The following is a 13,163-nucleotide window of genomic DNA, read 5'->3' as shown; positions in this document are numbered from 1 at the left end:
AGCCCCGCTTCTCGCCTGACGGCAAGCGGATCGCGTACGCGCGAGACGGACGGGCACTACGCGATCCACGTCCTCGACCTCGACACCGGCGAGAGCAAGCGCTGGACCTCCGGTACGGACGCCACCGTCCAGGAGGCGCAGCCCTTCTGGCGCCCCGACGGCAAGGCCATCGTCTTCACCAGCGGCAAGGTCGACGCCCCGCAGTCCGTGGTCCAGGTCGACGCCGACGGCAAGCGCAACACGCTCGTCACCGTCACCGAGGGGCGGGTGGCGGGGCCGTCCCTGTCCCCCGACGGTACAAAGCTGGCGTATGTCCACCTCACCTCCTCGTCCGCCGGCCTCGTCGTCGACGGGAAGGTCGTCTCCGGCGACGGTGAGGAGGTCTTCCCGTTCGCCGCGCGCTGGCCCTCCGACGGCGAGGTGTTCTACACGGCCGACGGAAAGATCCGCCGGCGGCCGGTCACCGGTGGCTCGGTCAAGGACATCCCCTTCACCGTCCATCTCACCGTGCCGCGCGTCTCCGAGCGGCCCGCCGCCCGGGACTTCGACTCCACCGCGCCGCGCGAGGTCAGGGGCATCGTCGGGCCGAGTCTGTCGCCCGACGGCGAACAGGTCGCCTTCGCCGCGCTCGGCGACATCTGGGTCGGCCGCATCGGTTCCACGCCCAAGGCCGTGGTGTCCGACGGAAACATCAACAGCGACCCCGCCTGGCACCCCGACGGATCCACCCTGGTGTATGTCAGCGACCGGGGCGGCCATGCGGCCGATCTGTAGCTCCACGACCTCGACAGCGGCCAGAACCGGAGGCTGACGAGCCTTCAGGGTCAGCTCTCCGGGCCCGTTTTCGCCCCCGACGGCAAGACCGTCGCGTTCTCCTTCTGGGCCAGCATCGTGCAGACCGTGGACGTCGCCTCCGGCACCGTACGCACGGTCACGCCCGTCGGGGCCAACAGAGCCACCTTCTCCGCCGACGGCACCAAGCTGTCGTGCGCCGCGCTGGTGCCCGCCACGCCCCGCTACCGCGAGGGCTCCAACCGCATTCTGACCATCGACCTCACCAGCGGCGAGACCCACTACGACGAGCCGGTGCCGGGAAAGTCCCTCGCGAACCGCATCGACGCCGGGCCCGTCCACTCGCCCGACGGTACGTACACCGCCTATGTGCTCGGCGGCACGGTGCACCTCAGCACCCTCGACTCCGCCGGACGGCCGACCGGCACCGCCCGCGAGCTGAACGGCGAGACCGCCGACTGCCCCAGTTGGAGCGCCGACGGGCAATCGCTGCTCTATCTCTCCAACGGCCGGCTGCGCCTCGCCGATGTGCGCACGGGCCGCGCCACCACCGTCCCCACCGGGCTGACCTGGCGCCAGGCCAAACAGTCCGGCCGCACGGTGGTGCAGGTGGGGGCGCTCTGGGACGGCACGGCCGAGACCCTGCGGCGCGACGTGGACATCGTCATCAAGGACAACCGCATCGAGCGGGTCGTGGCGCGCGGGGCCGTGACCGGGGACCGCACCGTCGACGCCCGCGAGCTGACCGCGATGCCCGGCCTGATCGCCCTCCACGAGCACGCGCCCTGGCCACTGGCCGCCACCCTGAAGCTGTGGCTGTCCTTCGGCGTCACCACGCTGCGCTCACCCGGCGGCGCGCACTACACATCGGTCGAGACCAAGGAGGCCATCGACTCCGGGCGCCGCATCGGGCCACGCCTCTTCGCGGCCGGTGACGCGCTCGAAGGCACCCGCACCTACTACGGCGTCGGCCGCCCCACCACGAGCCAGGAGGAGGTGGCGCGGGAGGTGGCCAAGGCCGAGGCGCTGGGCCACGACCTGCTCAAGACGTATGTGCGGTGGCCGTACGCGCTCCAGCGCGCCACCGTACAGGGGAGCCACCGCCTCGGTCTGCCCCTCACCTCCCACTACCTGTTCGGCCCGCTCTGCTTCGGCGCCGACGGCGTCGAACACATCGGCGGCACCAGCCGCTACGGCCGCCGGCAGAAGGAGACCCACCTCGGCCACACCTACCAGGACGTGACCGAGCCGCTGATCGCCTCCGGCATGGTGTTCACTCCGACGCTGGGACTGTCCGGCGCGGGTCTGTCCGCCACCCGTGCCGCGCTGTACCGGTACGCCCAGTGGGCGGTCGGCGACCGGCGGCTGACGTCGCTGATGTTGGAGTACGAGGACTTCCGTAAGGGCGTGGCCGACGCGCAGCAGAACGAGCCGACCGACGAGCTGGCCTTCACCGCCCGGCACGGGGCGACACTGCGCGGGCTGCTGGAGCGGGGGGCACATGTGGGCGTCGGCACCGACAGCCCGCTGGTGCCCCCGGCCATCTATTACCACCTGAATGTGCAGACCATGGTGCGCTACGGCGCCAGCCCGTACCAGGCGCTGCGCTCCGCCACCGTGACGGGCGCGCGGGTGCTGGGCATGAGCGCCCACCTGGGCACGGTCGAGCCGGGGAAGCTGGCCGACCTGGCACTGGTGGAGGGCAACCCGCTGAACGACATCACGGCGGCCGCGGCGGTGCGGCAGGTGGTGGTCGGCGGCGTGGTGCACACGGTGGACGAGCTGGTGGCCGAGGGGCCGGGGGCGGCTCGTAACGCCGCCGCCAAGGGGAACGCCTCCGACAAGGGGAAGGCCGCCGCCAAGGCCACACCGAGGGCCGAGGACGTGCCCCAGGGCCCGGCCCGGGAGCGGTATTGGTGGCACCGCGAGGAGCACGCACCCGGCCCCTGCTGCTGAGCCGCCTCCCCGTCCCGGCCCCCGCGTGTGCGGCGTGCGCGATCGACACCTGGTGTCCGCGCACGCCGCACACCCGCTCTCCGGCCCGCCAGGCCACCCCGGCTGAAATGGCCGTCGGTGAGAGATTCGCTCAGCCTGCCAAGTGGATGGGCACTGCTCCGGGATCCCCTGGGCAGGAGGTCGGATCGGATGGCCGTTCACCATCGCTACGCCACCGTACGGGGGCAGCGGCTGTTCTACCGGGAGGCCGGACCGGCCGACGCCCCGACCCTTGTGCTTCTGCACGGCTACCCGACCAGCTCGTTCATGTTCCGCCATCTCATCCCGGCCCTCGCCGATCGCTACCACCTCATCGCCCCCGACCACCTCGGATTCGGCCTGTCCGACGCTCCTGAAGTCGACGCCTTCGACTACACCTTCGACGCGCTGACGGAGTTGACCGCCGGTCTGCTCGCCCAACTCGGCGTCGACCGGTACGCGCTCTACGTCCAGGACTACGGCGCGCCCATCGGCTGGCGACTCGCGCTCGACAATCCGGACGCCGTCACCGCGATCGTCAGCCAGAACGGCAACGGCTACGAGGCCGGCTTCGTCGAGGAATTCTGGACCCCTGTCTGGGCTTACGCCAAGGATCCGAATCCGCAGACCGAGGCCGCGCTCCGGCCCGCGCTCGGCCTTGAGGCCATCAAGTGGCAGTATCTGCACGGCGTCCCGGACCCCAGCCTGGTCAGCCCCGACGCCTGGCACCACGATGCCGCGCTCGTCCAGCGCCCGGGAAACGACCTGGTCCAGCTCAAGCTGTTCCGCGACTACATCACCAACCTCGAGGTCTACCCGCGGTTGCACGCCTATCTCAGGGCCGGCCGGGTCCCGCTGCTCGCCGTCTGGGGCCGCAATGACGAGATCTTCGGGCCGGCCGGAGCGACGGCCTTCAGAGACGATGTGCCCGACGCCGAGGTCCACCTCGTGGACGGCGGCCACTTCCTGCTCGAAAGCCATCTCGAGGAGGTCGCCGACCACGTCCGGGCCTTTCTCGGCAAAGCACCCGGACGGTGAGGCCGGGTCGGCAGGGCTCTCTAGTGTTGCGGGTCCTGCTGCTCGGGGTCCTGCTGCTCGGGGTCCTGCTGGAGCATGGCGAGGGTCAGGACGTTGCCGCCGATGCCCCAGCCGCCGTCGGTGACCTCCTCGACCAGGACCAGGGTGGTGGCGCGGGCACGTTCCCCGTAGATCTCGACGTACAGCTCGGTGGCGCGGGTGACGATCGTCGCCTTCTGCTTCTCGTCGAGGGATCCGGCGGGGACCTTGAAGTTCGCGAACGGCACGGTGGCTCTCTTTCGGGTTGTTCGGGTGGTGATGACGTAGATGGCGTACGGGGGTGAAACGTTCGTACGGGGCGGCGTGGCCGTCAGATGATGCCGCCGTTGGCGCGGACGACCTGGCCGTTGACCCAGTGGCCGGCCGGTGAGGCGAGGAAGGCGACGACTTCGGCGATGTCGGTGGCGGTGCCGAGGCGTTCCAGCGGGGGCTGGGCGGCCAGCCGGGCAACGGTCTCCTCGTCCTTGCCGTCGAAGAACATCTCCGTGGCGGTGGGTCCGGGGGCGACGGTGTTGACCGTGATGTCCCGGCCGCGCAGCTCGCGCGCCAGGACCATGGTCAGTGCCTCGACCGCGCCCTTGCTGGCGCTGTAGGCGCCGTAGCGGGGGAAGGCCAGGCCCACCACGGAGGTGGAGAAGGTGATGAGCGCACCGCCGCCGCGGATCCTCCGGGCGGACTGCTGGGCGACGACGAAGGTGCCGCGGATGTTGGTGCGGTGCAGCGCGTCCAGCTCCGCCAGGTCCAGCTCGGCGATCGGGGCCAGATACGTGCGGCCTGCCGCGTGGACGACGACGTCTACGCCGCCGTACTCGGCCTCCGCGGTGTCGAAGAGCTCGGCCACCTGCCGCTCGTCGGCGACGTCGGCCCGGACGGCGACCGCCCTGCCTCCGGCGGCGATGACCTCCTTGACGGCGGCCTCGGCCTGATCGCGGTTGCCCGCGTAGCCGACCACGACGGCGTATCCGTCGGCGGCCAGCCGGGTCACCGCCCCGCGGCCGATGCCACGGGAACCGCCCGTGACGATGGCGACGCGGTTCGTCGGGGTTTCTTGGGTGGACATGCAGACTCCTGCAAGGTGATGACGGGGATGGAACGTCGGATGGTTCATGGCGCAAGGCGTAGGGGTGTCGGTGCCGGTGTCCCGTGTCAGCGGGCCGACGAGCCGACGGCGCCCTGCCGGTGTGCTCCAGCGTGGCCCGGCGTTCCTGGGTCAGCCAGGGCTGTCTCCACCCTGGGGTTCTCAACCCCTGGCTCAGCCCGCCGGTACGCGCGACGATGGGGGCGTGAAGCATGCCGAACTCGCCGCGTTCCTCAAATCCAGGCGCGACCGGATCCGCCCGTCCGACGTCGGTCTGCCCGGCGGACCCCGGCGCCGGGTGCCGGGCCTGCGGCGCGAGGAGGTCGCCCAGCTGGCCGGGCTGTCCGCGGACTACTACACCGAGCTGGAGCGCGGGCGCGGCGCGCAGCCCTCGGCGCAGGTGCTGGCCGCGCTCGCCCGGGCGCTACGGCTGGACGGCGACGAGCGCGACCATCTGTTCCACCTCGCCGACCGGCCGGTCCCGCCCGCGACACACGGCCCGAACGCGCATGTCCAGCCCGGCCTGCTCGGTCTGCTGGACCGGCTCGCCACCACCCCCGCCCAGGTGATCACCGATCTGCACCAGACCCTCGTGCAGAACCCCCTGGCCGCCGCGCTCATCGGCCGGCCCCCGGCGGTACGCGGCCCCGCGACAAGCCTCGTCTACCGCTGGTTCACCGACCCCGAGGCCCGTACGATCTACCCGCCCGAGGACCACCCCCACCACTCCCGGGTCTTCGTCGCCGACCTCCAGGCGGTCGCCGCCCGGCGCGGCAGCGACACCGAGGTGGCCCGGCTGGTGGCCGCGCTGCGCCGGCGCAGCGCGGAGTTCGCCGCCCTCTGGGACACTCATGACGTCGCCCTGCGGCGGGCCGACCACAAGCGCATCATCCACCCGGCGCTGGGCCTGATCGAGCTGGACTGTCACAGCCTGTTCAGCGAGGACGGCCGCCAGCGCCTGCTGTGGTTCAGCGCCCAGCCCGGCACCGAGGGCGCGGCCCAGCTGGAACTGCTCTCCGTCATCGGCACGCAGGAGATGACGACCACGACGGCCGGCGCGGACGGACTCGAGCGGCTGAAGCCCTGACCCAGCCGCTCATCGTCGGAACGTACCGCCGCTCCGGGTGTGTTGACAGCAGACATCCGATGAATTGAGTCTTGTGTCCATGGACCGCAGACATTTCTTCGCCCTGTCCACAGCGACCGCGGCCGGTGCGGCCGGCCTCCCGTCCGGCGTTGCCCACGCCGCCGAGCAGACCGGCGCCACATCGGACACCTCGACCGACGCCACGCCGGACGACACGGCCGAGGGTACGACGCTCCCCGGTGAGCTCACCCTCTGGTATCCGCGGCCCGCTTCCGAGTGGCTGGAGGCGCTGCCCATCGGCAACGGACGGCTCGGCGCCATGGTGTTCGGCGGCACCGAAACCGAGAGGCTCCAGCTCAACGAGGACACGGTGTGGGCCGGTGGCCCGTACGACCCGGCCAATCCTCAGGGGCTGAGCAACCTTCCCGAGATCCGCAGAAGGGTCTTCGCCGGTGAATGGGCCGACGCCCAGGCCCTGATCGACAGCACTTTCATGGGCAACCCCCTCTCCGAGCTGCCCTATCAGACGGTCGGCGATCTCCGGCTGACCTTCTCTGCCCAGGGCGAGGTCAGCGGCTACCGCCGTGAGCTCGACATCGACTCCGCCATCACCTCGGTCCGCTACACGCAGGGCGGCGTCACCTACCGTCGCGAGGTCATCGCCAGCCATCCCGACCAGGTCATCGCCTTACGGCTGACCGCGGACACTCCCGGCTCCATCTCCTTCACCGCCGCCTTCGACAGCCCTCAGAGCGTGACCGGCTCCTCGCCGGACCGGATCACGGTCGCGATCGACGGCACGGGGCAGACCCGGAGCGGTATCACCGGTCAGGTACGGTTCCGGGCGCTGGCCCGCGCCTGTGCGGAGGGGGGCACGGTCGGCAGTGAGGGCGGAAAGCTCACGGTGGCCGGCGCCGACTCCATCACCCTGCTGGTGTCCATCGGAACCAGCTATACGGACTTCGGCAACCCGACCGGCGACCACACCGCCCGCGCCGCCGCCCCGCTCAACGCCGCCTCCGACGTCCCGTTCACGACGCTGCGCAAGCGCCACATCGACGACTACCGGCGGCTGTTCCGCCGGGTGACGCTCGATCTGGGGTCGACCGATGCGGCGAAGCTGCCCACCGATGAGCGGGTGAAGAACTTCTCCTCCGCCTTCGATCCACAACTGGTCTCCCTGCACTACCAGTTCGGGCGGTATCTGCTGATCTCCTGCTCGCGGCCGGGCGCCCAGCCGGCCACCCTTCAGGGCATCTGGAACGATCTGCTCAGCCCGCCCTGGTCGTGCCGGTACACCATCAACATCAACACCGAGATGAACTACTGGCCGGCCCCCGTCACCAACCTTCTGGAGTGCTGGGAGCCGGTTTTCGACATGCTCGCCGACCTGTCGGTGTCGGGCGCGAGGACCGCCCGGACGCAGTACGGGGCACGCGGCTGGGTCGCCCACCACAACGTCGACGGCTGGCGTGGCACCGCCCCCTGCGACCAGGCCTTCTACGGCACCTGGCCCACCGGAGGGGCCTGGCTGGCCACCGGTATCTGGGACCACTATCTGTTCACGGGCGACAAGGAGGCGCTGCGCGAGCGCTATCCGGTGCTCAGGGGTGCGGTGTTGTTCTTCCTGGACACCCTGGTCACCGATCCGTCCAGCGGCCACCTCGTCACCTGCCCGTCGATGTCCCCCGAACACGCCCACCACCCGGATGTGTCGCTCTGCGCGGGGCCGACGATGGACAACCAGATTCTGCGCGATCTGTTCGACGGTTTCGTCAACGCCTCCGAACTGCTCGGCGAGGACACGGACATGCGGGCCGAGGCGAAGACCGTGCGCGGGAAGTTGCCACCCATGAAGATCGGCGCCCAGGGCCAGCTGCAGGAGTGGCAGGAGGACTGGGACGCCATCGCCCCGGAGCAGAACCACCGCCACATCTCGCATCTGTACGGTCTGCATCCCAGCAACCAGATCACCAAGCGCGGGACGCCCGAACTGTTCGCGGCGGCCCGTAGGACCATGGAGCAGCGCGGCGACGCGGGAACCGGCTGGTCACTGGCCTGGAAAATCAATTTCTGGGCGCGTCTCCTCGAAGGCGACCGCTCCTTCAAACTGCTGGGCGACCTGCTCACGCCCGAGCGCACCGCACCCAACCTCTTCGATCTGCACCCCCCGTTCCAGATCGACGGCAACTTCGGCGCCACGTCGGGGATCACGGAGTGGCTGCTGCAGTCCCACGCCGGTGAACTCCACCTCCTGCCCGCCCTGCCTCCCTCGCTCCCCAACGGGCGAATTCACGGGCTTATGGCCCGCGGTGGCTTCGAGGTGGATCTCACCTGGAGCAACGCCACCCCGGCCGACTGCCGGCTGCACTCCCGTATCGGCACCCGCGCCGTGGTCCGGGCGACGACCCGCCTGAAGGTCACCGCGCAGGGGCAGCCCGTACAGACGGACCACCCCGAGCCGGACCTCACCTCGTTCGACACCGAGCCCGGCGTGACGTACCGCCTCACCCCCGCCTGACGGCCCGGCCGGCCCGGGCTAGCCGACCCCCAGCGCACGGTGGAAGGTGCCCGGGGTCAGGCCGTAGGCGCGGTGGAACCAGCGGGTGAAGTGGGCCTGGTCGGCGAAGCCGGTGGCGGCTGCCGCGGCGGCGGGGCTGATCCCCGTGGCCATCAGGTCGCGGGCGCGGCGCAGACGGAGCTGGCGCTGGTAGGCGCTGGGGGCCAGGCCGTATTCGGTGCGGAAGGAGCGGTAGAGGGTGTAGCGGCTGCAGCCGATCGCCTCGGCCAGAGCGGCGGCGGGCAGTGGCGTGAGGGATGGTTCGAGGCAGGACTCGCGGAGGAGGGCGACGGCCCGGCGGGCGATCTGACGCTGGGCGCTCGCCGACTCCGCGCGGAGGCGGGGGGCGCGGGTGGCGCCGCGGCGGGCCGCCGCGAGCACGGCCGCGGTCAGGCATTCGTCCCGTACGCCGGGGTCCGCGGGTCCGCTGAGCACGGCGTGGAGGCGGGCCAGCGCGCCGGTGAGCGTGGTGTCGTGAAGGACGGGCTGCCCGAACAAGGGCATGGCCGCGGCGCCTTTGCCGGTCGCGTCGGTGAGCACGTCGCGCACCAGCTCGGGGCCGATGTGCACGATGCGGTACTGGTAGCCCAGTTCCGCGGCGGCCCGGCCGTCGTGCACATCGTCCGGGTTGAAGGCCATCACCATCCCGGCGCCGCTGGTGTGAGCCGCACCGCGGCAGTGGAATCGCTGGGCGCCGACGTCAGTGATGCCGAAGGAGTACGTGTCGTGGCTGTGCGGCGCGTACACATGGTCGAAGAAGTGGGCCTGCATCGCCTCCAACGGAGACGAGCCGTCCCGCCAGTAGCGCACCCAGCTCTGTTCCGTTCCCATGGCCTCATTGTGCTGCACATGGTGGGCGCACAAGCGTTCAAGACAGGCGCGGGGCGGGTGGCCAGGGTGGGGGCATGGCATCGAAACAGGGCCTGAGCGGTCCTTATGCGCTCCTCGGCGTCACCATGGTGTTGTGGGGCAGCGCCTTCTCCAGCTCCAAGTCGGTGGTGGACCATATGCCGCACACCGTTGCCGCGCTGATGCGTTTCGGCGGTGGGGCCCTCGCGCTGCTGCTGGCCCTACAGGTGTCCGGGGGCCGACGGGTGTCCGGGGGCCGACGGCGGACGGAGGTGGCGGCGCGCCACGGGTGGCGCGCGGCGCTGGCGGGGGTGCTGGGCGTATTCGCGTACAACGCGTTCTTCTTCTGGGGGCTGTCGCTGGCGCCCTCCTTGGACGCCGGCATTCTCATCCCGGTCATGAGCCCGGTGCTCACCAGCGCCTTTCTGCTGGCGGTACGGCGTGAGCGGGCCTCGGCGGCGCGTATCGCCGGGCTCGGGACGGGGCTGGCCGGGGCCGTGGTCTTCTTTCTGGGGGCGGGCGGCACCTCGTCCGGGGGCGGTGACTCGACACGGCTCGCGGGGGACGCGCTGTTCCTCCTCAGTGCGGTGTGCTGGGCCGCGTACACCCTGGCCGGGCCGCGGGTGCTGGCCGGTATCGAGCCGCTGCGGGCCACGACCTACGCCACATGTGCGGGCGCCGTCCTCCTGGGGGTGATCGCCGTGCCCGATCTGCCGGACGTGCGCTGGGGCGACTTGCCGACCGGGGTGTGGCTGAACGCCGCGTATCTCGCCGTGTGCGCCGCCGCCGTCGCCAACCTGCTGTATTACCGGGGCATCGCGGCCGTGGGGCCCGCATCGGCTTCTCTCATGATGTTCCTGGTCCCGGTCGTCAACACCGTGTGCGCCACGCTCTTCATGGGCGAGTCGTTCGACGGAGTGCAGGGCACGGGGGCGCTGCTGCTGATGGCGGGTGCCGTGCTGAGCCTGCACACCCGCAGGTCGACCACGTGAGCACGCGCCGGGGCGCCCCGCATGGCCGAGAACGACCCCTCGACACTCCATCAACGACCTGGACGCGAGCGCGCTGGCCCTGGGCGGCGATGGCCGGGTTCTGTCGGATCAGCACTTCGTCTTCTTCAACGACCGGGCCACACCGGAGGGTTCGGTCCGCCACACCGGCGACAACAAGACCGGTGAGGGCGAGGGTGACGACGAGCAGATCGCCGTGGACTTCAACCTGCTTCCGGCGCATGCCGAGTCCGTGGTGTTCATGGTGTCGGTCCACAACCAGGGCGGGGCGGCCATCACCTTCGGCCGGATCCGTGACGCGTACATTCGCGTGGTCCACCAGGCGACGGGCGTGGAGATGTGCCGCTACGAGCTGACCGAGGACGCATACGACCAAACCGCGATGGTGTTCGGCCAGCTCTACCGGCGCGGCGGCGAGTGGAAGTTCCGCGCCATCGGCCAGGGCTACGCGACGGGACTCGCCGGGATCGCCAAGGACTACGGCGTCAACGTCTGGCCACGCCCGCACAGTCGGCTTCTGCCCAGCGGTGTTCCCTCGGAACATCGCTGGTTTCGTCGGCGCGGCATGGTGCCGCAGTGCCAGATGGTGCGAGAGGTATTGACGCCTCCGGCAAGTCACCTATCATCCTCAACGTCCGGATAACCGGCCGCCATTCGACATGCCGAACGACGTGCCGCCAGACCGGGGCGTACAGCGCGAACCGAGTAAGGCAGCACCAACACCCCCCATACCGGCAAAGCCTTCCCGCCGCCCCGCACCCTTCCGTGGGAGCGGTCCCACAGCGCAAGGGAGTGCGTCATATGTCATGGACCCATCACCCTCACAGTCGTCGGAGAGCGCTGACGACGGCCACCGGCCTGATCGCCGCGACCGCAGTCCCCATGACCACCGCCCCGCGCGCCACGGCGTCGGCCCGCGCGGCCGAGACGCAGGGCCCGTCCGCCGCTGCCGCGTCGTACACCAACCCGGTGATCTGGCAGGACTTCGCCGATATCGACATCATCCGCGTCGGGGACACCTACTACTACTCGGCCTCCACGATGCACTATTCGCCGGGGGCGCCCATCCTGCGCTCGTACGACCTGGTCAACTGGGAGTTCGCCGGACACTCGGTGCCGGTCCTGGACTTCGGCGCCAAGTACGACCTCAACGGGGCGCGCGGCTATGTCCGGGGCATCTGGGCCTCGTCGCTGGCCTACCGCCCGAGCAACAGGACATTTTACTGGCTCGGCCAGATCGACTTCGCCAAGACGTACATCTACACCGCCACCGCCGTCGAAGGGCCCTGGTCCAGGCTCACCACGATCGACAACGCGTACTACGACGCGGGTCTGCTCGTCGACAGCGACGACACCCTGTACGTGGCATACGGGAACACCACCATCAGCGTGGCCCAGCTCTCCGCCGACGGACGCACCCAGGTGCGCACACAGCAGGTGTTCTCCACGCCCTCCAGCATCGGCACCCTGGAGGGCTCCCGCTTCTACAAGATCAACGGGAACTACTACATCTTCCTCACCCGCCCCGCCAACGGCCAGTACATCCTGAAGTCGACCAGCGGCCCCTTCGGGCCCTATACGCTGCGGCAGGTCCTCCTCGACCTGCGCGGCCCGGTCTCCGGCGGCGGGGTGCCTCACCAGGGCGGACTGGTGCAGACGCAGAACGGCGCCTGGCACTACATGGCCTTCGTCGACGCCTACCCCGGCGGCCGGATCCCCGTCCTGGCCCCGATCACCTGGACCTCGGACGGCTGGCCCACCATCCAGCTCGTGGGCGGCGCCTGGGGCGCCTCGTACCCCAGCCCTGCCGTCCCGGCCCCGCCCCGCCAGGTCACCCCGCTCATCGGCGTCGACACCTTCGACGGCACCACCCTCAAGCCCAAGTGGGAGTGGAACCACAACCCCGACAACAGCAAGTGGTCGGTCAACAACAGTCTGACGCTCCAGACCGCGACGGTCACGGGCGATCTGTACTGGGCGCGCAACACCCTCACCCACCGGATCCAGGGGCCCACCTCCACCGCCACCATCCAGCTCGACTACTCCGCGATGAGGGACGGAGACCGGGCGGGCCTCGCGCTCCTGCGCGACTCCTCCGCATGGATCGGCGTCAAACGTGACGGCGGCGCGACCAGGGTGGTGATGGTGAACGGCCTGACCATGGACACCAACTGGAACACCACCGGCACCGGCACCGAGGCCGCGAGCGCGGCCGTCTCCGGCGGCCGCATCTGGCTACGGGCCACCGCCGACATCCGCCCCGGCGCCGCCCGGCCCGGCACCTTCTCGTACAGCACGGACGGCACCACCTTCACCCGCCTTGGGCCCTCTTTCACGATGGGCAACGACTGGCGGTTCTTCATGGGATATCGCTACGCCCTCTTCAACTACGCCACCCAGGCGCTCGGCGGCTCGGTGCGAATCGCACGCTTCGAACTGAGCACGCCCTGACCCTCGAGGAGAGACATGACCCCTCTGATCAGATCCGGCCGACGCCGAGCCTCGGCGTTAGGGCTGCTGGCCGCCGGCGTGATGGCGGTGGCCGGGACCGCGACGGCCACACCCGCCACCGCGACGCCTGCCGGCTCCGCCACTGCCACTGCCGCTGGCTCCGCCGCTGCCGCTGACTCCGGCGCTGCCTCTGACTCCGTTCAGGCGTCCACCCTGGGCGCTCAGGCGGCCCAGTCCGGGCGGTACTTCGGGGCCGCCGTGGCCGCCGGAAAGCTCGGCGACGGT

The 13,163-nt window shown here is 70.6% G+C and carries 10 protein-coding genes and 2 pseudogenes; 9 read left to right on the top strand and 3 right to left on the bottom strand.

Features of this window, described 5'->3' with window-relative positions; all coding sequences use genetic code 11:
• The first annotated feature begins 207 nt into the window (after positions 1–207).
• The 3 genes from ACH4U7_RS41075 (at position 208) to ACH4U7_RS41065 (ending at position 3,804) form a co-directional block, all read left to right on the top strand.
• A complete protein-coding gene (locus tag ACH4U7_RS41075; protein ID WP_398532889.1) occupies positions 208–774 on the top strand; it encodes a TolB family protein in 567 nt (188 codons plus the stop codon).
• Positions 775–900: 126 nt separating this feature from the next.
• Positions 901–2,748: an amidohydrolase family protein gene (locus ACH4U7_RS41070; protein WP_398532888.1), complete on the top strand. Its 1,848-nt coding sequence runs from the start codon at positions 901–903 to the stop codon at positions 2,746–2,748.
• 189 nt (positions 2,749–2,937) lie between these two features.
• The gene (locus tag ACH4U7_RS41065) at positions 2,938–3,804 is read left to right on the top strand and encodes an alpha/beta fold hydrolase (RefSeq protein WP_398532887.1); all 867 of its coding nucleotides are present in this window, start codon (positions 2,938–2,940) and stop codon (positions 3,802–3,804) included.
• 20 nt (positions 3,805–3,824) lie between these two features.
• Here the strand turns inward: ACH4U7_RS41065 and ACH4U7_RS41060 are convergent, their stop codons facing one another.
• On the bottom strand, positions 3,825–4,070 hold the full coding sequence (locus ACH4U7_RS41060) for a tautomerase family protein (protein ID WP_398532886.1): 246 nt from the start codon (positions 4,068–4,070) through the stop codon (positions 3,825–3,827).
• An 83-nt stretch (positions 4,071–4,153) separates the two neighbouring features.
• Positions 4,154–4,903, bottom strand: coding sequence for an SDR family oxidoreductase (locus tag ACH4U7_RS41055; RefSeq protein ID WP_398532885.1), 750 nt, complete (start codon positions 4,901–4,903; stop codon positions 4,154–4,156).
• Positions 4,904–5,126: 223 nt separating this feature from the next.
• Here ACH4U7_RS41055 and ACH4U7_RS41050 point away from each other — a divergent pair, with 223 nt between their 5' ends.
• Together ACH4U7_RS41050 and ACH4U7_RS41045 are read left to right on the top strand one after the other, a co-directional pair.
• Complete coding sequence (locus ACH4U7_RS41050; protein ID WP_398532884.1) at positions 5,127–6,008, top strand: helix-turn-helix transcriptional regulator; 882 nt, start codon at positions 5,127–5,129, stop codon at positions 6,006–6,008.
• A 79-nt stretch (positions 6,009–6,087) separates the two neighbouring features.
• On the top strand, positions 6,088–8,529 hold the full coding sequence (locus ACH4U7_RS41045; RefSeq protein WP_398532883.1) for a glycosyl hydrolase family 95 catalytic domain-containing protein: 2,442 nt from the start codon (positions 6,088–6,090) through the stop codon (positions 8,527–8,529).
• A gap of 18 nt (positions 8,530–8,547) precedes the next feature.
• Here ACH4U7_RS41045 and ACH4U7_RS41040 read toward each other — a convergent pair whose 3' ends face one another.
• Entirely contained in the window at positions 8,548–9,399 is an 852-nt protein-coding gene (locus ACH4U7_RS41040) for an AraC family transcriptional regulator (protein WP_398532882.1), read from the bottom strand.
• Between the two features lie 74 nt (positions 9,400–9,473).
• Between ACH4U7_RS41040 and ACH4U7_RS41035 the strand changes: the two genes are divergently transcribed.
• The 4 genes and pseudogenes from ACH4U7_RS41035 to ACH4U7_RS41020 form a co-directional block, all read left to right on the top strand.
• Positions 9,474–10,409 carry a DMT family transporter gene (locus tag ACH4U7_RS41035; RefSeq protein WP_398532881.1) on the top strand — a complete coding sequence of 312 codons (936 nt, stop codon included), beginning with the start codon at positions 9,474–9,476 and terminating at the stop codon, positions 10,407–10,409.
• A pseudogene (locus tag ACH4U7_RS41030) lies at positions 10,408–10,920 on the top strand (TerD family protein); the annotation flags it as partial. The gene ACH4U7_RS41035 and the pseudogene ACH4U7_RS41030, both read left to right, overlap by 2 nt.
• A gap of 308 nt (positions 10,921–11,228) precedes the next feature.
• On the top strand, positions 11,229–12,878 hold the full coding sequence (locus ACH4U7_RS41025; protein ID WP_398532880.1) for a glycoside hydrolase 43 family protein: 1,650 nt from the start codon (positions 11,229–11,231) through the stop codon (positions 12,876–12,878).
• Between the two features lie 15 nt (positions 12,879–12,893).
• A pseudogene (locus tag ACH4U7_RS41020) lies at positions 12,894–13,163 on the top strand (hypothetical protein); the annotation flags it as partial.

The sequence above is a fragment of the Streptomyces sp. NPDC020845 genome (assembly GCF_044334165.1).
GTDB lineage: Bacteria > Actinomycetota > Actinomycetes > Streptomycetales > Streptomycetaceae > Streptomyces.
Note: the sequence above shows the minus strand (reverse complement) of the source record. Positions and strands in the feature narration are given on the sequence as shown.